Raw genomic sequence first — 19,855 nt, forward strand, 5'->3', positions numbered from 1 at the left:
CTGACGCATTCTCCAACCCGCGTGTGCGCCGCGGCCACTCCCAATAGGTTGCCAGGCTTTCGCGAAAACATGCTCCGAGGCAGCCCGCGGCTACGTCTGACTAGCAAGCCCAAGTGAACAACCGGGGCAGGGCCCGCCGCCGGCGTGTGCGGTCAGTGGTCGGCGGCAGCGACCGCATAGGCCGTGTCCACGCTGTAGATGCTGAAACCCAAGCCCTGGTAGGTGCGCACCGCGGCGACGTTGTCCGACTCCACGTAGAGCAGCACCGTCGGTTCGGCCGAGTCGGCCAGCCGGTGCGCCAACGACTCGATGCCGATGGCCGTCAGCATCTGACCCAAGCCCCGGCCCTGCGCCGCCGGGTCGACGCCCACCACGTAGACCTCGCCCAAGCCAGGGTGATCGGGATGCACCTTGGTCCAGTGAAAGCCCAGCAGCTTGTCCGCCTGATCGGTTTCCGGATCGCCGAACGCGAGGAACAAACCGGCCGGGTCGAACCACGGTTCGTCGCGCCGCTCGGCCAGCTGAACTTCCGTCCAGCCGCCCTGTTCGGGATGGTCGGTGAAGGCGGCGTTGTTGACGCGCAGCAGCTCAGCATCGTCGCCGGGGCCGGCGTAGGTGCGGATCCGCACGCCCGGCACGGGACGCACCAGGTCGTGCGTGTCACGTAGCGTGCGTCGCATCTGCAGCAGTTCGCGTACCGGAACCAGACCGAGCGCGGAGGCGGTGGCCCGGGCCGGCTCGAGCGTGCCGTGCGCCCAGAACCGGTTGCTCCGGCCGGTCTTGTCCAACGCCGCTCGCGCCAGCGCCGTTCCGAAACCATGCCGGCGGGCCCGGGGGTGCACCACCAGTTCGGCCATTCCGGCGTCTGGACCACGCGAGAGGTTGAGGTAGCCGACGATCTCGTCGGTCTCGGTGATGAGCAGATGCCCGGTGCGGTCGTGCGCGAGTTCGCGCAGCACCTGTTCGCCCACGGGCGCGACCCCATCGAATTCCGTTGCCGCCGTGATTAGTTCGCGTACTTGCCGTTGCTCGTCCGCGGTTAGCGTCGAGCGCCAGGCCGGCGCGGTCACGTACTGCGCAACGGGTCGCCAAGCGGCTCTTGCATATCCGCGGAGTCGGATTCGACGGCGTTGGCGTCTTCGGACTCCGCGATCGGCGCGCGGCCGCGTGCCGGCCGGACGGCCTTGTACCCGACGTTGCGGACGGTGCCGATCAATGCCTCGTGTTCGGGGCCGAGTTTGGCGCGCAGGCGGCGCACGTGCACATCGACGGTGCGGGTGCCGCCGAAGAAGTCGTATCCCCACACCTCGTGTAGCAGCTGCGCGCGGGTGAATACGCGCCCCGCATGCTGAGCCAGGTACTTGAGCAACTCGAACTCTTTGTAGGTCAGGTCAAGCGGGCGACCCCGCAGTCTCGCGGTGTACGTGCCCTCGTCGATCACCAACTCCCCCAGGCTCACCTTGCCCGCGCTTTCCTGGTCGGCCAACCCCCCGCGGCGACCCACCACCAGCCGCAGCCTGGCGTCGATCTCGGCGGGGCCGGTGCTGGGCAACAGGATCTCGTCCAGTCCCCAGTCGGCGCTGACCGCCACCAGGCCGCCTTCGCTCACGACGGCTAGGACGGGGACGGATCGGCCCGCGGTGCTCAACAGGCGGCAAAGGCCGCGTGCCGACGACAGGTCGGTGCGCGCATCCACGAGCACGGCGTCCGCCGTCCCGGCCTCGAGCAACGAGGACGGCTCCGCGGGCGCCGTCCGGACGGTGTGGGGAAGCAGCGATAACGATGGGAGGACCGGGTCGGGATGCAGCTCCGAAGTCAGCAGTAATAGCTCCAACTAACCCCTCCAGCTCGGGGGAACGGCATCTTCACAATTCGCAACGCAACGACGCGTTAGTGGCCAGGTCACCTAACGATAACTTGCCACCTGCCATTTACGCGTGGCGACGAGGCAGTGTGAGCCCCGCCACCCGGGTGGTTACGCGACAATGTGCGGGTGCGCAAGGTGCTGATCGCCCTGTCGGCCACGGCGATCGCCGTAGCCGTGGTCGTGCTCGGCGTCGTCGGGATCGACTACGGCAGCAGCATCTATGCCGAATACCGGTTGTCGTGCAGCGTGCGCAAAGCGGCCAATCTGAGGTCCGACCCCTTCGTAGCCATCGTGGCGTTCCCGTTCATCCCGCAGGCGATGCGCCACCGCTACAACCAGCTGGAGATCAAGGCCAACGCCGTCGACCATGCGGCGGTCGGGAAGGCCACGCTGGAAGCCACGATGTACTCGGTCGATTTGCGCCACGCCTCCTGGCTGATCGGGCCAGATGCGGAGTTGCCGGTCGGCAAACTGGAGAGCCGCATAATCATCGACTCGACGCACCTGGGCCGTTATATGGGCATCACCGATTTGATGGTCGAGGCGCCGCCCAGGGAAACCAACACCGCCACCGGGGGCATCACCGCGTCGGGCATCTCGGACAGCCACGGCCTACTGTTCAGCGGCACCCCGCAGTCGGCCAAGTTCGAGCATCGGGTCAGCGTCTCAGTGGACCTTTCCATCGCTCCGGACGACCCCGCGACGCTGGTCATCACGCCGACCGGCGTCCTGACCGGGCCGGACACCGCGGATCAGGCCGTCCCGGATGACAAGCGGGATGCGGTGCTGCGCGCCTTCACCGCCAGGGTGCCCAACCAGCGGCTCCCGTTCGGGGTGGCGCCGAAGACCGAGGGAGCGCGCGGCTCCGATGTCATCATCGAGGGCATCAGCTACGGGGTCACCGTCAACATGGACGGATTCAAGCAGTCCTGACCCCGCCGTGCCTGGGCGAAGCCGTGGGCCTGCGGTCCGCGCGGCAATCGCCTGTAGATTTGATCGCCGTCCGTCATTCGGTAAACTAGCCGACGTGCTAGCCCGCCTTGAGCCCCTGCTCACTTCACGCCGCGCAGTCGATCTGTGCCGCACCGCGGGCTGTTGCTGTCGCTGTAGCTGCTGAGCGCCGCGCGTTTTCGTCGTAGCACTCGGAGCCAGCCCCGGAACGTTACCGAGGCCCCGTCTCCCGTCGTTCGTTCCCGACAGCAACATGCGTATCCAGGAGTAGTCCCATGCCGAGCAGCAACACCACCACCCAGCCAGACACCGTCGACGTGCGGGGCCCGAGGTTCGCCGCCTGGGTCACGACCGCAGTCCTGGTCGTCACGCTCGCCGTGTCCGCCGCCAGTCCGCTCGCAGCGGCGGTCATTCTCGGCGTTCAGGCCATCATCTTCGCCCTCGGCGCCGTCGGCGGCCCGCGCAAGCACCCCTACGGGCGAATATTCGCCCGCGTCGTGGCGCCCCGCCTCGGCCCCGTCGGCGAGCGCGAACCGGTCGCACCGCTGAAGTTCGCCCAACTCGTCGGCCTCGTCTTCGCGCTCGCCGGTGTCGTCGCGTTCGCCGCCGGCGCCTTCTTGATCGGCGCGGTCGCCACCGCCGCGGCGCTGACCGCCGCCTTCCTCAATGCCGCCTTCGGCATCTGCCTGGGCTGCCAGCTCTATCCCCTGGTCGCGCGCTTGCGAGGCGCCGCGCGCACCGCATGAACCGTTCATAGAAAGCGATCGAAAGGATCCCCCGCATGGCACGCTCCGACGTCCTGGTCTCCGCGGACTGGGCCGAGAGCAATCTCGACGCCCCCGGTGTCGTCTTCGTCGAAGTCGACGAAGACACCAGCGCATACGACACCGGCCACATCCCCGGCGCGATCAGGCTGGACTGGCGTTCCGATCTGCAGGACCCGGTCAAGCGCGACTTCGTCGACGCGCAGCAATTCTCGAAACTGCTCAGCGAACGCGGCGTCGCCAATGACGACACCGTGATCCTCTACGGCGGCAACAACAACTGGTTCGCCGCCTACGCCTACTGGTACTTCAAGCTGTACGGCCACGCCGACGTCAAGCTGCTCGACGGCGGCCGCAAGAAGTGGGAGCTCGACGGGCGCACGCTGTCCCGCGACATCGTGAGCAGGCCGGCGACCTCATACACCGCCGCCGCGCCGGACAACAGCATCCGGGCGTTCCGCGACGAGGTCATCGCGGCCATCAACACCAAGAACCTGGTCGACGTGCGTTCGCCCGACGAGTTCTCGGGCAAGATCCTGGCGCCGGCGCACCTGCCGCAGGAGCAGAGCCAGCGGCCCGGCCACATTCCCGGGGCGATCAACGTGCCGTGGAGCAAGGCCGCCAACGAGGACGGCACCTTCAAATCCGACGAGGAGCTGGCCAAGCTGTACGCCGATGCCGGGCTGGACGGCTCCAAGGAAACGATCGCGTACTGCCGAATCGGGGAGCGGTCGTCGCACACCTGGTTCGTGCTCCGGGAATTACTCGGCCACAAAAACGTCAAGAACTACGACGGAAGTTGGACGGAATACGGCTCCCTGGTGGGCGCCCCGATTGAGTTGGGAAGCTGATATGTGCTCTGCCCCGAAACAAGGCGTGACGTTGCCCGCCAGCGTCGACCTGGAGAAGGAAACGGTGATCACCGGCCGCGTCGTGGACCGCGACGGGCAGGCGGTGGGCGGCGCGTTCGTCCGCCTGCTCGACTCGTCGGACGAGTTCACCGCCGAGGTCGTCGCGTCGGCCACGGGCGACTTCCGGTTCTTCGCGGCGCCCGGGTCCTGGACACTGCGCGCGCTGTCGGCGGCCGGTAACGGGAACGCCGTGGTGGCTCCGTCGGGCGCGGGCATCCACGAGGTGGACGTCAAGATCGCCTGAGACCTCGGCTGCCCTGACCGGGAACTCGCGCGGCGAATAGACTTGTCCGCGTGGTGCTTTTCTTCGAGATCATGCTGGTCGTGTCGGTCGTGGTGATCTCATGGTTCGCGCTGTACACGCTGTACCGGCTCATCACTGACGAATCGTGACTTCCGACGAGCCATCGAGCCCGGCGGGCTCCGGCGATCGCGCGGTGGCCGCCGCCGCCGAACGCGCCAAGCTGACCGCTGGCCGCAACATTCCCGCCTTCGACGATCTTCCGCTTCCTGCCGACACCGCCAACCTGCGTGAAGGCGCCAACCTGCACGACGCTTTGCTGGCGTTGCTGCCGCTGGTCGGTGTGTGGCGCGGAGTAGGCGAGGGCCACGCCCATGACGGGGATTACCGATTCGGCCAGCAGATCGTGGTCTCGCACGACGGGGGCGATTATCTGAATTGGGAGTCCCGCTCGTGGCGGCTCAGCGAGACGGGCGACTACCAGGAACGCGGCTTGCGCGAGACGGGCTTCTGGCGCTTTGTCAGCGATCCCGACGACCCCAGCGAATCTCAGGCGATCGAATTGCTGTTGGCCCATTCGGCCGGTTACGTCGAGCTGTTCTACGGACGGCCGCGCACCCAGTCGTCGTGGGAGCTGGTGACCGATGCGCTGGCCCGCAGCCGATCCGGGGTGCTGGTCGGTGGCGCCAAACGGCTCTACGGCATCGTCGAGGGTGGCGACCTGGCCTACGTCGAGGAACGGGTGGATGCCGACGGCGGCCTGGTGCCGCACCTTTCGGCGCGGCTTTCGCGGTACGTCGGATAGCCGGCCGGTTGCCCGACTGGGCAACTCGGCGATGCGCACCCACCCGGAGTCGTTGCCTTCGGCCGATCTTTTGCGTGTACTGTTCGACGTCCGAGCAGCCGATACCGCGCGAAGGGAGATCGGCGGATGCGTCCCACGAGGACACCCTCGCCCATCTTGCGCTGGGGCGTAACCGCTGTCGGCCTCCTCCTCATCGCCTATCTGGCCGTACTGGACCTGCAGCCCGACATCATCGACGCGCTGCCACCGGCCCTCGCCTGGTTCGGCCGTCCCGGCTCGATGCCCACGCTGGCGATCGTCGTCACCGTACTGATCGCCGCATCCGTGCTGACCTTCCGCTCGGGCGGCAGCCACCGGATGGTGGGTGTTTCGTTCACCCTGATCGCAGGCCTGGTCCCCATGACGACGGTTCTGGGCCTCACCTCCTATTGGGGTTGTCACGACGCCAACCATCCGGCCTTCTTCACCCCGCTGATGGCGACGGCCAGTCTGGTCAAGGGCGGCACCGGCGACTTCTCGGTGGGCGGGCGAACCTGCCCGAACCCCACGCCGGTTGGTCTGGAACTGGCCCGCATCGCGGCACTTTCGGCGATCTTCACCGGGCTGGGCGGCGTCGTGGTCGGCGTCTTCCGATCCCAGGTGGACCGGCTGCGGGCCAACCTGGCGGACTCCGTCACGGCCATCGTCGGCGTGGACGCCGACACGCAATCGATGATCAGCTCGGTCGCCCGGACGCTGGACCGGCGCGGCACGCTGGTCGTCATCACCGGCACCAGCGACGACCGGGTGCAGCAGGCCCGCAGGCAGGGCGCCCGGGTGGTCCTGGTGGATTTCAACAACCCGACCACCCTGGTGTCGCTGCGGCTGTGGCGCCACTTGTCCCGGCTCTATCTGATGGCGCCAGACCCGGCGGTCAACCTGTTGTGGCTGGACCTGATCAGCCGTCAGCTCGACGAGGTCGCCCACAAGCGGCGGTTGCCGCTGATCGTGCGGATGGACGATCCCTGGCTGGCCCAAGCGTGGCGGGCCCAGCAGTTCGGCGGATCGGACACCCGATGGGCGGCCGACGTGGTCGGCAAGTACGAGGTGACCGCGGGCAGGCTGCTCGACGGCATCATCGCGACCGGGCGAACGGCACGCGTATTCGTCTGTGGCACTTCACAATTGACCCTGGCGCTGTGCGCGGACCTGACGCAGCGCGCCCTGGAGCGCGACTTCTACACCCCGCCCGACGCGGTGCCGTTGCCCGCGCTGACGCTGGTGGAGCGGGACGCTCAGGAGTACCTGGCGGATCACGAGTTCTACCGCCAGCAGGCCGGATTCGCCTCGGACGGACCGGCGATCGACGCGACGGCGGAGGCGCCGACGGTGCCGACCATGCTGAAACTGATCGGCGACGTCGACCCCGCGAGCAGCGCCGTGATCTTCGTGGATTCCCACGCCGCGACGACCGCCGCCAGGCTGGCTGCCCGCTTCCCCGATATGCCCATCTACGCGTCGGACCTCAACACCAGCATCAATGACGACTCGATCCAGGTGGTGGGCCGGTTGCAGTCCTACTCGCTGGTGCTGGAAACGCCCGAGGGCCAAGTGCAGGACGCCTGGGAGCGCGCGGCGAGATTGATTCACGAGCGGTATGTCTCGACGATCGAACCGGGCGCGCCACGATCGGCGGCCACGATGCCGTGGGCGGAGCTCGACGAGTTCTATCGTGGGTCCAACCGGCGCCAGGTGCGCAATGCGCTGTGGATGGTGGAGCAGATCGCGGGGCACACCTGGAATACGTGGGGCAGCCCGCCGGCGCAGCTGTCCGGCCACGAGATGGCCGGACTGCCACCATTGGAACAGCTCGCCATGATGGGCTTCGACCAGTACTCGGCGATCAGCATGGCCCGCGCGGAGCATGAGGACTGGTGCCGCTACTACCGCCGCAACGGTTGGAAATACGGTTCTCCGCGCGACGATTCTCGCAAGATCCACGACAAGCTGGTCGACTGGTCTGTGGTCGAAAGGGATCCAGGCCTACTCAACGCCGCGGTGCGCAGCCTGGCGGGCACGTTATGGAGCCTGCGCCAGCTGGGCTTCCGGTCACGCCCGCTCTGGCAATCCTTCACCCGGGTGGGCACGGTGGCCGCCGAACAACGAAGCGCCCCATGGACCTGGACGTCGGATTCGGGGCACACCATGCGCGCCGACGCCGGCGACTGGGCCATCCAGGAAGACGGCAAGGAGTGGTCGGTTCGCGACGACATCTTCCGGGAGACCTACGAGCCCGCCGGCGACGGGCGCTGGCGGCGGAAAGGTAGCGTCCGGGCCCGCCCGGCCTACCCGGGCGAGACCGTAGACACCTTGGAGGGCCCCACAACCGCGGCCGAGGGCGACTGGGTGGTCCGCGGACCCACCGGCGAACAGTGGCCCGTTCCCGGCGCGGAATTCGCGCGCCGCTATGCCGAATTCCATGCGTCCGAGGACGCTTCTGCGGTTGACGGCGGACATGGCTGAGTTTTCGCCGTCGCGCCCGCAGTAGCCGCGAATTTGCGCCGTCTGATACCCCCCGGCACTGATACGGTATCGGCGCATGCCTAATAGCCGCGTGCGCCGACACCGCCCGTTCGTTTGCTACGCCTCCCCGTAGGAGACCGTGATGCCGCTGTTCATCAGCTACTCGAGCCAAGACAGGGTGACGGTCGACGCCCTGACGACCGCACTTCGGCGCGGACAGCAACAGGTTTGGTTCGACCAAGAGCTCGGTGGCGGCGAATCGTGGTGGAACAAGATCCTCGAACAGATCCGCTCGTGCGACGTGTTCATCGTGGCGCTATCCAACAACTGGCTGCAGTCGAAGCCCAGCCAGACCGAGTTGCGTTACGCGAGGGCGCTGAACCGGCCGATCCTTCCCGTTCGGATCGGCGACATCGACAGCATGCGCGTGAATCCCCTTGCCTCGTTGCAGATCATCGACTACCGGGAGCCGACCGTCGACGCCGGCATCCAACTCGTGACCGCGGTACACGCGCTGCAAAGCAAGCCGGTGCCGCTGCCCGACCCGCTGCCCGACGAGCCGCCGGTGCCGTTCGGCTACATCACCCGGCTGGGCAACACCCTCGCCGAAAAGGAGCTCAGCCCCCAGCAGCAGACCCAGCTTCTGATCGAGCTGAGGCAGGGACTCGACGAGGACGGCGACGACCCCAGCGCTCGCGGCGACATCGCCCAGCTGCTGCGCATGCTGCGCCTGCGTCACGACGTCACCTACCGGACCCGCACCGAAATCGACAACATCCTGGCCGAGATCGAGGCCAAGGGCGGTTCGCCGACGGGCGCGGACTCCAGCAAGGCACCGGCGGCCGCAGCGCAGCCCGCCGCCGCGGCACCACCCGGCGGCCCGTCGGCCAGGCCCGCCGCGCCGGAGCCCGCGGGCGGATCCAACAAGCGGCTGCTCATCATCAGCGGCGCCGCCGTGGCGGTCATCGCCGCAATCGCGATCGTCGTCGTCCTCACCATGCAGGGCGGCAAGACCAAGCCGGCCCCGACAGCTGGCGGCAACCTCGATTCGGCGGCACCCGGGGTGCCGGCCGCCGGGAGTGCCACCTCGAAGCTCGACTCGTATCTGCTCGGTCCCGCCGATATCGGCGCCGTCGTGGGCGACCCCAACCTGGTGGTCTCCGAGAAAGCCGCACAGTTGCGCAACTTGAGGGCGACGCTCTCCATCCCCGACTGCAAGGGCGCGTACGAACCCATCGAGGAAGCGGCCTACAAGGGGGCGGAGGGCTACACCGCGGTGAGCGGGCAGGCCGTGCACACCGCTGGCGAGAACCCGCCGCACCGGGTCTACGAAGCGGTCGCGGAGTTCTCGTCGCCCGAGAGGGCCGCCGCATTCGTGCGGGCATCCGCGGACAAGTGGAAGGCGTGCGCCGGGCAGGCAGTCACGGTGAGCTTCAACGGCAAGAGCAGCGGGTGGACGTTCGGTGAGGTCACCGGAACCGCGCCGAAGATCTTTCAGCCGCGGACGCAAGCGGACGGAACCCGGATCTGCCACCACGCGATGCACGCGGTGTCCAGCGTGGTCGTCGACTTGTTGCTGTGCGGCCCCGACGCCGAGACCGGTCAGGCGGGCAAACTCGCCGGGCAGATCGCCGCGAGGGTGAGCCAGTAACGGCTCCAGGCATGGAGCGGCCCCCGAGCAAGGCTCCTGGTTGGACAGACCGGAAGCTCGGGGGCCGGGTGACTGCGGGGAATTCGCTAGCGCGCGTAATCGCTAGCTCGTCGAAAGCCGCTGCGGCTAGCGCGCAGCCACCTCACACGTCCATGAAGCTATCAATTTCTCGGACCACCTCCTTCCTTGTGTACGGCCGACCATACCCGCGATTCCGCAGCCCGACAACACAATTCAGCGCTTAGCGATCGCTGACGATCGCCGAGTCGACCAACGCGGAGAACTCGGCGGCCAACGGGGACCGAGGCAGTGGGCGACCGTCGAGCGTGTGCACGCGGGCGGCCAACGTCATACTCGAGACCAGCCAGATTCCTTGCGCGGCAACCAGATCGGCAACCCGCAACGCGCGGTAGTCGCAGTCGTACCCTTTGTCCCGCGCCACCTCAAAGAGCGCCTGCTGCGTGGTGCCGCGCAAAATCGGGTACCACGGCGGCGGCGTCAACAGGCACAGATTCCCGCCTGTTTCTGTTTCGGCCTCGGTCGCGATCACCACCGTCGAACGGGGGCCTTCCAGGATGTAGCCGTCCGAGCTGACGAAGATGACGTCACCGGCGCCTTGGCGGGCGGCGTGCCGCAGGGCGGCCATGTTGACCGCGTAGGACAGCGTCTTGGCGCCGGCCAGCAGCCACGGCATCGCGTCGGTGCCAAGAGCGGGCAGTCCGCGGTCCAACGTCACCGCGGCCAGCCCCTCGCGCCGAACCGCTGTCACTCGTTCGGGAACGGCGGTGACCATCACATAGGTGGTTGGCGCCGTGCCGCTTTCCCGGCCTCGGCTGTAGATCAGCCGCATCGCGCCTTCGTCCGCGGTGCCCGCCACCCACTGCCGGGTGGCCACGTCGATCGCACCGCGCCAGTTGGGCAGGTCGGGCTCGGGCAGATCCATCAGCTTGGCCGACTGGGTCAGGCGCTGCAGATGGGACTCGACGAGACACGGCCGGCCGTCGCGGACCAACAGCGTCTCGAAGATGCCGTCGCCGCGAACCACGGCCAGGTCGTCGGCGTGCAGCAGGGGGGCATCCGGCGGGTGAATCTCGCCGTCCAGCGTGACGATTACACCCGTCCGGCCTGCCATGGAGGTAAAGCCTAGCCGCGAACGTGAAGCTGGCCGCACGCTCGTCGGCGAGCGTGAGCTAGCCGCACACTGGCGGCGGCCGTGGCGGGTACCGGTCCGTAGAGTTGACGTGTGACTCGCGCCGGCGACGATGCAGAGGGAAGCGATGAGGAGGAGCGGCGCACATGACTGCAGTACCCGCACCCGATGCCGGACCCGACGCGGGCGCCGTCTGGCACTACGGCGATCCCCTGGGCGAACAGCGCGCGGCCGAAACCGGTGCGGTCGTGGTGGACCGCTCCCACCGCGCGGTGCTGACGCTGACCGGTAGCGATCGCCAGAAGTGGCTGCACAGCATCTCCACCCAACACGTCAGCGATCTCCCCGACGGCGCTACCACGCAGAACCTCAGCCTCGACGGCCAGGGCCGCGTCGAGGATCACTGGATCCAAACCGAACTTGGCGGCACCACCTACCTCGATACCGAACCGTGGCGGGGCGAACCGCTGCTGGACTACCTGCGCAAGATGGTCTTCTGGTCCGACGTCACCGTGGCTGCCGCCGACATCGCGGTGCTCTCGCTCTTAGGTCCGCGACTGGCCGACCGGGCGGTGCTCGACGCGCTCGGCCTGGACGCCCTGCCGACCGAGCTGACCGCGGTCCCGGTCGCCGGCGGCGGCTTCGTGCGCCGGATGGCCGGCGCCCCCGCCGGGCAGATCGAGCTGGATCTGCTGGTCCCGCGCGAAAAGTCCGCCGGCTGGCAGAAAAGTCTGGAGGAGGCGGGAGTGCGACCCGCGGGCGTCTGGGCCTACGAGGCCCACCGGGTGGCGGCGCTGCGCCCGCGACTGGGCGTCGACACCGATGAGCGCACGATTCCGCACGAAGTGGGGTGGATCGGTGCTGCCGTCCACCTGGACAAGGGCTGTTACCGGGGGCAAGAGACCGTCGCGCGGGTGCACAACCTCGGGAGGCCGCCCCGGATGCTGGTGTTGTTGCACCTCGACGGCTCGGTGGAGCGTCCCTCGACCGGTGACCCCGTGCTCGCCGGCGGTCGCGCCGTCGGCCGACTGGGCACCGTGGTGGATCACGTGGATCTCGGGCCGGTGGCCCTCGCGCTGCTCAAGCGCGGGGTGCCGGCCGACACCGAGCTGGCGACCGGCCCGCAGGCCTCGGTGGCCGCGGTCATCGACGCCGATTCGGTGCCGGCCACGGAACACGTCGGTGCCGGACGACTGGCCGTTGAACGGTTGCGCGACGGTGCGAGATAATGGTCGATGATGTGCGCCACAGCGGCAGGGGGCACCGGCGCCCAACCGTAAGGCACGGTAAACTGTCGGCAGGACAATAACGACACCAGGAGATCGGAGCCGCCTGATTCGGGCCGCTCCGTTATTGCGCGAGGGGGTTCCCCCATGGGCCGCGGCCGGGCTAAGGCAAAGCAGACCAAGGTTGCTCGAGAACTCAAATACAGTTCCCCGCAGACCGACTTTCAGCGGCTTCAGCGCGAGCTGTCAGGTACGGGTGCCGACGATTCGTCCGGGCTGGAGGACGACGGCGTCGATGACTCCTGGGACGACAACGACGACTGGCGTCGCTGAACTCACGTCGCTGTGCCGGTGCAATCCGCTCGGGCACGTCTAGCTCGGCTTTAACTTCTAAAATCTCGGGTGCTGCCCGACGAGCTTTGCCCGCGGGCCCTCTTTACCGCCTTTGCAGACGGTCCCCAGCACCCAGCAGTCCAAGTGTCGGGCCGTCAAAATGGCCAGGGCGCGGTCGGTGTCCTCGGGCGCGACGACGGCGACCATGCCCACGCCCATGTTGAACGTTTTCTCCATCTCCTGCCGCGTTACCCGACCGCGCTGGGCGATCATGGCGAAAACCGGTGCGGGCGTCCATGTGCCGCGGTCGATTTCGCCGACCAAGCCGTGCGGGATGACGCGTTCCAGGTTGCCGGCCAGCCCGCCGCCGGTGACATGGCAGAACGTGCGGACATGGGTTTCGGCGGTCAACGCCAGGCAGTCTTTGGCATAGATCCGAGTGGGTTCCAACAGCTCTTCACCCAGGGTGCGGCCGAACTCCTCGACATAACCGGCCAGGTTCATCCGGTCGATTTCCAGCAGCACCGCCCGGGCCAACGAGTACCCGTTGGAATGCAGGCCCGAGGAGCCCATCGCGATGATGGTGTCGCCGGGTTTGACGCGATCGGGACCCAACACGTCGTCGGCCTCGACGACGCCGACACCGGTCGCCGAAATGTCGTAGTGGTCCGGTTCCATCAGACCGGGGTGTTCGGCGGTTTCGCCCCCCAGCAGAGCGCAGCCGGCGCGCACGCAACCCTCGGCGATACCCGCCACGATCGCGCTGAGGCGTTCGGGCACCGTCCGGCCCACCGCGATGTAGTCCTGCAGGAACAGCGGCTCGGCGCCGCAGACCACGAGGTCGTCGACGACCATCGCGACCAGGTCCAGGCCGACGGTGTCGTGCTTGTCCATCGCCTGGGCGACCGCCAGCTTGGTTCCCACGCCGTCGGTGGACGCCGCGAGCAGCGGTTCGCGGTAGTCGTTGCGCAAGGCGAACAACCCCGCGAACCCGCCCAGACCGCCCCGCACCTCGGGCCTGGTGGCCCTTGTCGCCAGCGGCTTGAACATTTCGACGGCGCGGTCACCGGCCTCGATATCCACCCCGGCCGACGCGTAGGTGATGCTGCCCGGGTTGCGTCCGGGGCGTTTTCCGGGATCCGTCATCGCGATAAAGGCTACCGGGCGCCGCCGACCACCGTTAGCAAACGTCTTGGAAGGGGCGGATCGGCCGTCAGTGGACGATCGGCACTTCGTCGGGGGCGAGGTCGTCGAGCCCGGCTCCGCGCGCGGCGTTGGTGAGCATGTGCTCGATGACGTTCTTACCCAGGGCCGTCTCCTCGGGCAGTTCGATCGGGTACTTGCCGTCGAAGCACGCGGTGCAGAGCCGCGACGCGGGCTGCTCGGACGCCGCGACCAGGCCGCGCAGCGAGATGTAGCCCAAGGTGTCGGCGCCGATGGCGTGCCGTACCGCTTCCAGCATTTCCTCTTTGTCTTGCACGGCGTTGGCGATCAACTCCGCCGGCGACGGGAAGTCGATGCCGTAGAAGCAGGGCCATTTCACCGGCGGCGATGCGATACGCACGTGGACTTCGACGGCGCCGGCCTCGCGCAGCATGCGCAACAGGGCGCGCTGGGTGTTGCCGCGCACGATCGAGTCGTCGACGACGATGAGCCGCTTTCCGCGGATCACCTCTTTGAGCGGGTTGAGCTTCAGCCGGATACCGAGCTGCCGGATGGTCTGGGACGGCTGGATGAACGTGCGCCCGACGTAGGCATTCTTCATCAGGCCCTGCCCGTACGGAATGCCGGACTCCTGGGCGTATCCGACCGCGGCGGGCGTGCCCGACTCCGGCACACCGATCACGAGGTCCGCGTCGACCGGGCATTCGCGGGCCAGGCGGCGACCGATCTCCACCCGGGTGGCGTGCACGGACCGGCCGGCGAGCGTGCTGTCCGGGCGGGCCAGGTAGACGTATTCGAAGACGCACCCTTTGGGCGTCGGATTGGCGAAACGCGTGGAGCGCACCCCGTCGGCGTCGATCGCCAGCAGCTCTCCCGGCTCGATATCGCGCACGAACGAGGCGCCGACGATGTCGAGGGCGGCCGTTTCGGAGGCCACCACCCAGCCACGATCCAGTCGTCCGAGCGAAAGTGGCCGCACCCCATGCGGATCGCGGCACGCATACAGGGTGTTCTCGTCCATGAACGTCAGGCAGAACGCGCCGCGCACGGTTGGCAGCAGGTCCAGCGCCGCCTGCTCTAGGGTGGAATCGGCGGCGCCGTGGGCCAGCAGCGCGCCCAGGATGTCGGAGTCCGTCGTCGCGGGGGCGGGACAGCGCCGGGCGATCAGCCCCGCGTCGCGGGCGCGGGCGGCAAGTTCGGCGGTGTTGACCAGATTTCCGTTGTGCCCCAAAGCAACGCCGGTGCCGGCGGCGGTGTTGCGGAACACCGGCTGCGCGTTCTCCCACGTCGTGTCGCCCGTGGTGGAGTAGCGGCAATGCCCGATGGCGACGTGGCCCGGCATCGCCGCGAGGGTCTGCTCGTCGAACACCTGACTGACCAGGCCCAGGTCTTTGAAGACGAGAACCTGCGATCCATCGGCGACGGCAATGCCCGCGGCTTCCTGCCCACGATGCTGCAGGGCGTACAAGCCGTAATAGGTGAGTTTTGCGACGTCCTCGCCAGGGGCCCAAACCCCAAAGACACCACATTCTTCACGGGGCGAGTTCAGGTCCTGCTCGGGTTCTCCGACGGTCACGATTGGGCGGCTCCCCGGGGAAGATTGGTGACGTAACGAAGTCTACGGGCCCAAAGCCCGCGGCCGCGAATTGACAGCGCGTGTCGGGCGCGCAAAATTCCCTCGCCCGACCCTAAACCTGCAGTTCAGGGTTATATTCAGCTGACATCGAACAGGGGCAGACAGTGTTCGATCTCACCGGCCCGAGAGCCGGAAAGGCTCACCCCACCGGCGCCTTTCGCCTCTGGAAACGACAACATCCCCGTCACCAGCAGCAGCCACGTGCGCGGATCGGTCTCCACCACGTTGGGCGGCGTGCCGCGGGTGTGCCTGGGCCCGGCGATGCACTGGACCGCGGCGAAGGGCGGGACCCGCACCTCGACGCTGGCGCCGGGCGCCACCGCCGCCAGGGTGCGGGCTGTGAGCCGGACGGCGGCGCCGAGGCTCTCGCGGTCGGGGGCCGGCCGGGATCCGTCCCGCAACCAGTCCACGACGGCCAACACGGCCTGCCGAGTCTTTGCCGGATCGGCCTTTTGACGGGCGGCCATACCCTAGGGTCTCAAACTCATGGAACGTCGTCGCTTGCGGCGCGGGCCACCGTACAAATTCGTCGGCCTCGTGACGGTCCTCGTCATGGGGTTGGTCGGGTCGCTGCTGCACCTGCAGTTCCGCGGCGAACTCACGCCGATGACGAAGCTGACCATGGTGGCGCCCCGGGCCGGCTTGGTGCTGGATCCCGGCTCCAAGGTCACCTACAACGGGGTCCAGATCGGCCGGGTGGCCGGCATCTCCGAGATCACCCGCCACGGCGGGCCGGCCGCCAGAGTGGTGCTGGATATCGCCCCCAGGTACCTCAAGATCATCCCGGCCAACGTCGCGGCCACCGTCAAGGCGACGACGGTGTTCGGCAACAAATACGTCGCGTTGAGCTCGCCGCCTCAGCCAGCGGCACAATCGATCACACCCTCGACCGTGATCGACGCGACGTCGGTCACGACCGAATTCAACACCGTGTTCGAGACGCTCACGTCGATCGCGGAGAAGGTCGATCCGGTCAAGGTGAACCTGACGCTCAGCGCGGCGGCGCAAGCGCTGACCGGGCTGGGTGAAAAGTTCGGCGCCTCTTTGCTCAACGGCAACACGATCCTCGACGACGTCAATCCCCGGATGCCCGAAATACGGGCCGACATCGCGCGGTTGGCCGCCCTCGGCGAGACCTACGCCAACGCCTCGCCGGACCTATGGGACGCGCTGGCCCACACGGTGACCGCGGCACGCACGCTCAATCGCCAGCAAGCCGACCTGGACGCGGCGCTGCTGGCGGCGGCCGGCCTGGGCGGCGCGGGCGCCGACGTCTTCGGGCGCGGTGGCCCCTATTTGGCGCGGGGGGCCACCGACCTGGTCACCTCGAGCCAGCTGCTCGACGAGTACAGTCCGGAAATCTTCTGCACCATAAGGAACTTCGCCGAAGTCGGACCCAGAATTCACAACGCGCTCGGTGACAACGGCTACTCGCTCGGGGCCCACGCGGCCGGCGGGATCACCGGGGCGCCGAATCCGTACATCTGGCCGGAGAATCTGCCCAGGACCAACGCCCGGGGCGGTCCCGGCGGCCGGCCGGGCTGTTGGCAGACGATCACCCGAGAACTGTGGCCGGCCCCGTTCCTGGTGGCGGACACCGGCGCCAGCATGGCTCCCTACAACCACTTCGAACTCAGCTCGCCACTGGCGGTCGAGCACGTGTGGGGTAGGCAGTGGGGCGACTACACCATCAACCCGTGACGCTGCACGCTAAGCGCAGCGATCGCGCCGGCCTCGTTGATGGCCAAGTGCACCAACATGGGAGCGGCGAGGCTGCCGGAACGGTCTGCGAGCCAACCGAATAGCCAGCCCGCCGCGCCCGTCACCAGCACCGTGCCCAGCGCCGGCTCGCCGGCCGCCCGCGCGTCCGCGAGGTGGGAGAGCCCAAAGCTTGCCGCTTGCAACAACCTTCCACCGGACCTGCCGAGCGCATCCGAAGCGGCGGCGGCCAGCGCCGCGCGGAACGCGGCCTCCTCCGCCCAGACCGTCCCGAGCGGGATGCGTATCAGCAGCCAGCCAGGCACCGACCCGGTTGGCTCGCGGCCCGCCATGGATGTTCGGACCACCGGCACCGCCGTCGTCGCGGCAATCGCGCCCGCCGCCACCGCGCCGGCCGCCGACCCCAGCCGCAGCCCCGCCCACAGCCGCGGCGGATAAAACCCCAGCTGTGCCCGTGTCACAACGACCAGCAGCCCGCTCGCACCGGCCTGCAGCGCGACCCGCCATCCCGTGGGCAGTCGCGGGCCGACGAAGCTCCAGCCAATCAGTGCGGCGGCCAACGAAAACGCACGAACCCGGTGGAAACCGCACTGGCCCACCAGGATTCGATCGCTCCGGCTCATCCGAAGAGGCGCGGCAGCACCGCCTCAGACGTCTCGCGCAGTTCGGCCAGTGACACGGTGAACAGGCCCTGAACCTCCACCGCGCCGGAGGCCTCATCGACGACGCCAATGCGCACCGCGGGCAAACCCCGCACCTCGCACATCGCACGGAACCGGCTCTCCTCGGTGCGCGGCACCGCCACCAGGACCCGGCCCGCCGACTCGGAGAACAACGTCACGAACGGGTCGGCGCCCTCGGGAAGTACGATGCGGCAACCCGTTTCGCCCGCCAGGGCCGCCTCCACGATGGCCTGCGCCAGCCCGCCTTCGGACAGGTCGTGCGCCGCGGACACCAGCCCGTCGCGGGACGCCGCGCTCAGCACCTCGGCCAACAGCTTTTCGCGCGCCAGGTCGACTGCGGGCGGCAACCCACCCAGATGATCGGCGGTCACCTGCGCCCAGATGGAGCCGTCGAATTCGTCGCGCGTATCGCCCAGCAGCATCAGGGCCTCGCCCGCCTCGCCGCCCAGGCCCGTCGGGATGCGCCGGCTTACATCATCGAGTACGCCAAGCACACCCACCACGGGTGTGGGCAGGATCGCCGCCGACCCCGTCTGGTTGTAGAAGCTGACGTTGCCGCCGGTCACCGGAATGCCCAGGGCGGCACAACCATCGGCCAGGCCCCGCACCGCCTGGGAGAACTGCCACATCACCCCCCGGTCTTCCGGAGAGCCGAAGTTGAGGCAGTTGGTCACCGCAACCGGGGTCGCACCGGTCACGGCGACGTTGCGGTAGGCCTCCGCCAGCGCGAGCTGCGCCCCGGCATAGGGATCTAGCAGCGTGTAGCGCCCCGACGCGTCGGTGGACAGCGCGATGCCGCGCCCGGTGGCTTCGTCGACGCGCAGCACGCCGCCGTCGGCGTGCTCGGCCAGCACGGTGTTGCCGCGCACGTAGCGGTCGTACTGCTCGGTGATGAACGCGCGGCTGCACAGGTGCGGGCTGCCTAGCAGCGCAAGCAAAGTCGCGCGCAACTCCTCTCCCGTCGTTGGCCGCGGCAGGCTCGTCGACCGGTCCGCGTTCAGGGCGTCCTGCGATTCGGGCCGCGCGACCGGTCGCTGGTACACCGGCCCCTCGTGGGCGACGGTGCGCGGCGGCACGTCGACGACGGTCTCGCCGCCCCAGGTGATCCGCAACCGGTCACCTTCGGTGACTTCGCCGATCACCGTGGCCAGCACGTCCCATTTGCGGCACACCGCCATGAAGGCGTCGACGTTCTCCGGCGCGACCACGGCGCACATCCGCTCCTGCGACTCGCTGCAGAGCACCTCCGCGGGGGTCATGTCCTTGGCCCGTAGCGGAACGGTGTCCAATTCGATGGCCATCCCGCCGTCCCCGGCTGAGGCCAATTCAGAAGTGGCACAAGCTAATCCGGCACCCCCGAGGTCCTGGATGCCAACCACCAATCCGCCCGCGTAGAGCTCGAGGCAGCATTCGATGAGCACCTTTTCCATGAAAGGGTCGCCTACCTGAACCGAGGGCAGCTTCTTGCGCGATCCGGTGCTGTCGAAGGTGTCCGACGCCAGCACCGACACCCCGCCGATGCCGTCGAGACCGGTGCGCGCGCCGAACAGGATGATCTTGTTGCCGGTGCCCGAGGCGAACGCCAAATGCAGGTCCTCCTGGCGTAATACGCCCACACACAACGCGTTGACCAACGGGTTGCCGGCGTAGCACGCGTCGAACACGGTCTCGCCGCCGATGTTGGGCAGGCCCAGCGAGTTGCCGTAGCCGCCGATGCCGCGGACCACGCCGTCGACCACGCGGCGGGTGTCGGGTGCGTCGGCGGCGCCGAACCGAAGCTGGTCCATCACGGCGACCGGTCGCGCGCCCATGGCCATGATGTCGCGGACTATGCCGCCGACCCCGGTCGCCGCGCCCTGGTACGGCTCGACGTAGGAGGGGTGGTTGTGCGATTCCACCTTGAAGGTGACGGCCCAGCCGTCACCGATGTCGACCACGCCGGCGTTTTCACCGATGCCGGCCAGCATGCCGGCGCGCATGTCGTCGGTGGTGGTCTCCCCGAAGTAGCGCAGGTGAACCTTGGACGACTTGTACGAGCAGTGCTCGCTCCACATCACCGAGTACATCGCCAGCTCGGTGTCGGTGGGTCTGCGGCCCAGGATCTCGCGAATTCGCTGGTACTCGTCGTCCTTGAGGCCCAGCTCGGCGAACGGCTGCGGCTGGTCGGGGCTGGCAGCGGCGTGCTCGACGGTGTCGATCGCCTGGGTGCGGGCGCTCGTCCCGGGGACAGTCACGCAGACAGTCTAGGGCGG

The 19,855-nt window shown here is 68.3% G+C and carries 19 protein-coding genes; 11 read left to right on the forward strand and 8 right to left on the reverse strand.

The annotated features are described in order from the left end of the window. Nucleotides 1-152 precede the first annotated feature (152 nt). Entirely contained in the window at nt 153-1,070 is a 918-nt protein-coding gene (mshD, locus tag KXD96_RS00140; protein WP_260742163.1) for a mycothiol synthase, read from the reverse strand. Next, complete coding sequence (locus KXD96_RS00145) at nt 1,067-1,834, reverse strand: response regulator transcription factor (protein ID WP_260742164.1); 768 nt, start codon at nt 1,832-1,834, stop codon at nt 1,067-1,069. The genes mshD and KXD96_RS00145 overlap by 4 nt, the downstream gene beginning before the upstream one ends. A 153-nt stretch (nt 1,835-1,987) precedes the next feature. Here KXD96_RS00145 and lmeA point away from each other — a divergent pair, with 153 nt between their 5' ends. From lmeA to KXD96_RS00180, 8 genes are all read left to right on the forward strand, one after another. Continuing rightward, nucleotides 1,988-2,800, forward strand: coding sequence for a mannan chain length control protein LmeA (gene lmeA / locus KXD96_RS00150; RefSeq protein ID WP_260742165.1), 813 nt, complete (start codon nt 1,988-1,990; stop codon nt 2,798-2,800). Further along, complete coding sequence (locus KXD96_RS28685) at nt 2,736-2,984, forward strand: putative leader peptide (RefSeq protein ID WP_396877640.1); 249 nt, start codon at nt 2,736-2,738, stop codon at nt 2,982-2,984. The genes lmeA and KXD96_RS28685 overlap by 65 nt, the downstream gene beginning before the upstream one ends. 109 nt (nt 2,985-3,093) lie before the next feature. Continuing rightward, nucleotides 3,094-3,564 carry a DUF4395 domain-containing protein gene (locus KXD96_RS00155; RefSeq protein WP_260742166.1) on the forward strand — a complete coding sequence of 157 codons (471 nt, stop codon included), beginning with the start codon at nt 3,094-3,096 and terminating at the stop codon, nt 3,562-3,564. A gap of 35 nt (nt 3,565-3,599) precedes the next feature. Beyond that, entirely contained in the window at nt 3,600-4,433 is an 834-nt protein-coding gene (locus KXD96_RS00160; protein ID WP_260742167.1) for a sulfurtransferase, read from the forward strand. Nucleotide 4,434: 1 nt separating this feature from the next. Continuing rightward, a complete protein-coding gene (locus tag KXD96_RS00165) occupies nt 4,435-4,737 on the forward strand; it encodes a DUF1416 domain-containing protein (protein WP_260742168.1) in 303 nt (100 codons plus the stop codon). Between the two features lie 145 nt (nt 4,738-4,882). Beyond that, nucleotides 4,883-5,539: an FABP family protein gene (locus tag KXD96_RS00170; protein WP_260742169.1), complete on the forward strand. Its 657-nt coding sequence runs from the start codon at nt 4,883-4,885 to the stop codon at nt 5,537-5,539. Between the two features lie 126 nt (nt 5,540-5,665). Further along, complete coding sequence (locus tag KXD96_RS00175) at nt 5,666-8,041, forward strand: hypothetical protein (protein ID WP_260742171.1); 2,376 nt, start codon at nt 5,666-5,668, stop codon at nt 8,039-8,041. Nucleotides 8,042-8,183: 142 nt separating this feature from the next. Then, nucleotides 8,184-9,692, forward strand: coding sequence for a sensor domain-containing protein (locus KXD96_RS00180; protein WP_260742173.1), 1,509 nt, complete (start codon nt 8,184-8,186; stop codon nt 9,690-9,692). Nucleotides 9,693-9,933: 241 nt separating this feature from the next. On the opposite strand, the gene KXD96_RS00185 is transcribed toward KXD96_RS00180, so the two are convergent. Continuing rightward, nucleotides 9,934-10,824: an aminodeoxychorismate lyase gene (locus KXD96_RS00185; RefSeq protein ID WP_260742175.1), complete on the reverse strand. Its 891-nt coding sequence runs from the start codon at nt 10,822-10,824 to the stop codon at nt 9,934-9,936. A gap of 164 nt (nt 10,825-10,988) precedes the next feature. Here KXD96_RS00185 and KXD96_RS00190 point away from each other — a divergent pair, with 164 nt between their 5' ends. Further along, nucleotides 10,989-12,071, forward strand: coding sequence for a folate-binding protein YgfZ (locus tag KXD96_RS00190; protein WP_260742176.1), 1,083 nt, complete (start codon nt 10,989-10,991; stop codon nt 12,069-12,071). Between the two features lie 144 nt (nt 12,072-12,215). Beyond that, nucleotides 12,216-12,401, forward strand: coding sequence for a DUF3073 domain-containing protein (locus KXD96_RS00195; RefSeq protein ID WP_260742177.1), 186 nt, complete (start codon nt 12,216-12,218; stop codon nt 12,399-12,401). A 57-nt stretch (nt 12,402-12,458) separates the two neighbouring features. Here KXD96_RS00195 and purM read toward each other — a convergent pair whose 3' ends face one another. The 3 genes from purM to KXD96_RS00210 form a co-directional block, all read right to left on the reverse strand. Then, nucleotides 12,459-13,547 (reverse strand): phosphoribosylformylglycinamidine cyclo-ligase, encoded by a 1,089-nt coding sequence (gene purM / locus KXD96_RS00200; protein ID WP_260742178.1) that lies wholly within the window; start codon nt 13,545-13,547, stop codon nt 12,459-12,461. A gap of 67 nt (nt 13,548-13,614) precedes the next feature. Then, nucleotides 13,615-15,141 carry an amidophosphoribosyltransferase gene (purF, locus tag KXD96_RS00205; protein ID WP_260742179.1) on the reverse strand — a complete coding sequence of 509 codons (1,527 nt, stop codon included), beginning with the start codon at nt 15,139-15,141 and terminating at the stop codon, nt 13,615-13,617. Nucleotides 15,142-15,278: 137 nt separating this feature from the next. Continuing rightward, nucleotides 15,279-15,668: a sterol carrier family protein gene (locus KXD96_RS00210; RefSeq protein WP_260742180.1), complete on the reverse strand. Its 390-nt coding sequence runs from the start codon at nt 15,666-15,668 to the stop codon at nt 15,279-15,281. A 19-nt stretch (nt 15,669-15,687) separates the two neighbouring features. Here KXD96_RS00210 and KXD96_RS00215 point away from each other — a divergent pair, with 19 nt between their 5' ends. Then, the gene (locus KXD96_RS00215; RefSeq protein ID WP_260742181.1) at nt 15,688-16,902 is read left to right on the forward strand and encodes an MCE family protein; all 1,215 of its coding nucleotides are present in this window, start codon (nt 15,688-15,690) and stop codon (nt 16,900-16,902) included. Here KXD96_RS00215 and KXD96_RS00220 read toward each other — a convergent pair. Further along, nucleotides 16,884-17,543, reverse strand: a complete 660-nt coding sequence (locus tag KXD96_RS00220) for a CPBP family intramembrane glutamic endopeptidase (RefSeq protein ID WP_260742182.1) — start codon at nt 17,541-17,543, stop codon at nt 16,884-16,886. The genes KXD96_RS00215 and KXD96_RS00220 overlap by 19 nt on opposite strands. After that, complete coding sequence (purL, locus tag KXD96_RS00225) at nt 17,540-19,837, reverse strand: phosphoribosylformylglycinamidine synthase subunit PurL (protein ID WP_260742183.1); 2,298 nt, start codon at nt 19,835-19,837, stop codon at nt 17,540-17,542. The genes KXD96_RS00220 and purL overlap by 4 nt, the downstream gene beginning before the upstream one ends. Between the last annotated feature and the right edge of the window lie 18 nt (nt 19,838-19,855).

Source organism: Mycobacterium sp. SMC-2 (assembly GCF_025263485.1).
Taxonomy (GTDB): Bacteria; Actinomycetota; Actinomycetes; order Mycobacteriales; family Mycobacteriaceae; genus Mycobacterium.

Excerpts from the sequence above, each read along its gene's own strand:
- KXD96_RS00165 (WP_260742168.1), top strand. The coding sequence starts at position 4,435 with ATGTGCTCTGCCCCGAAACAAGGCGTGACGTTGCCCGCCAGCGTCGAC.
- KXD96_RS00160 (WP_260742167.1), top strand. The coding sequence starts at position 3,600 with ATGGCACGCTCCGACGTCCTGGTCTCCGCGGACTGGGCCGAGAGCAAT.
- KXD96_RS00180 (WP_260742173.1), top strand. The coding sequence starts at position 8,184 with ATGCCGCTGTTCATCAGCTACTCGAGCCAAGACAGGGTGACGGTCGAC.
- KXD96_RS00190 (WP_260742176.1), top strand. The coding sequence starts at position 10,989 with ATGACTGCAGTACCCGCACCCGATGCCGGACCCGACGCGGGCGCCGTC.
- purM (WP_260742178.1), bottom strand. The coding sequence starts at position 13,547 with ATGACGGATCCCGGAAAACGCCCCGGACGCAACCCGGGCAGCATCACC.
- KXD96_RS00175 (WP_260742171.1), top strand. The coding sequence starts at position 5,666 with ATGCGTCCCACGAGGACACCCTCGCCCATCTTGCGCTGGGGCGTAACC.
- KXD96_RS00210 (WP_260742180.1), bottom strand. The coding sequence starts at position 15,668 with ATGGCCGCCCGTCAAAAGGCCGATCCGGCAAAGACTCGGCAGGCCGTG.
- KXD96_RS00195 (WP_260742177.1), top strand. The coding sequence starts at position 12,216 with ATGGGCCGCGGCCGGGCTAAGGCAAAGCAGACCAAGGTTGCTCGAGAA.
- KXD96_RS00155 (WP_260742166.1), top strand. The coding sequence starts at position 3,094 with ATGCCGAGCAGCAACACCACCACCCAGCCAGACACCGTCGACGTGCGG.
- KXD96_RS28685 (WP_396877640.1), top strand. The coding sequence starts at position 2,736 with ATGTCATCATCGAGGGCATCAGCTACGGGGTCACCGTCAACATGGACG.
- KXD96_RS00220 (WP_260742182.1), bottom strand. The coding sequence starts at position 17,543 with ATGAGCCGGAGCGATCGAATCCTGGTGGGCCAGTGCGGTTTCCACCGG.
- KXD96_RS00215 (WP_260742181.1), top strand. The coding sequence starts at position 15,688 with ATGGAACGTCGTCGCTTGCGGCGCGGGCCACCGTACAAATTCGTCGGC.
- KXD96_RS00185 (WP_260742175.1), bottom strand. The coding sequence starts at position 10,824 with ATGGCAGGCCGGACGGGTGTAATCGTCACGCTGGACGGCGAGATTCAC.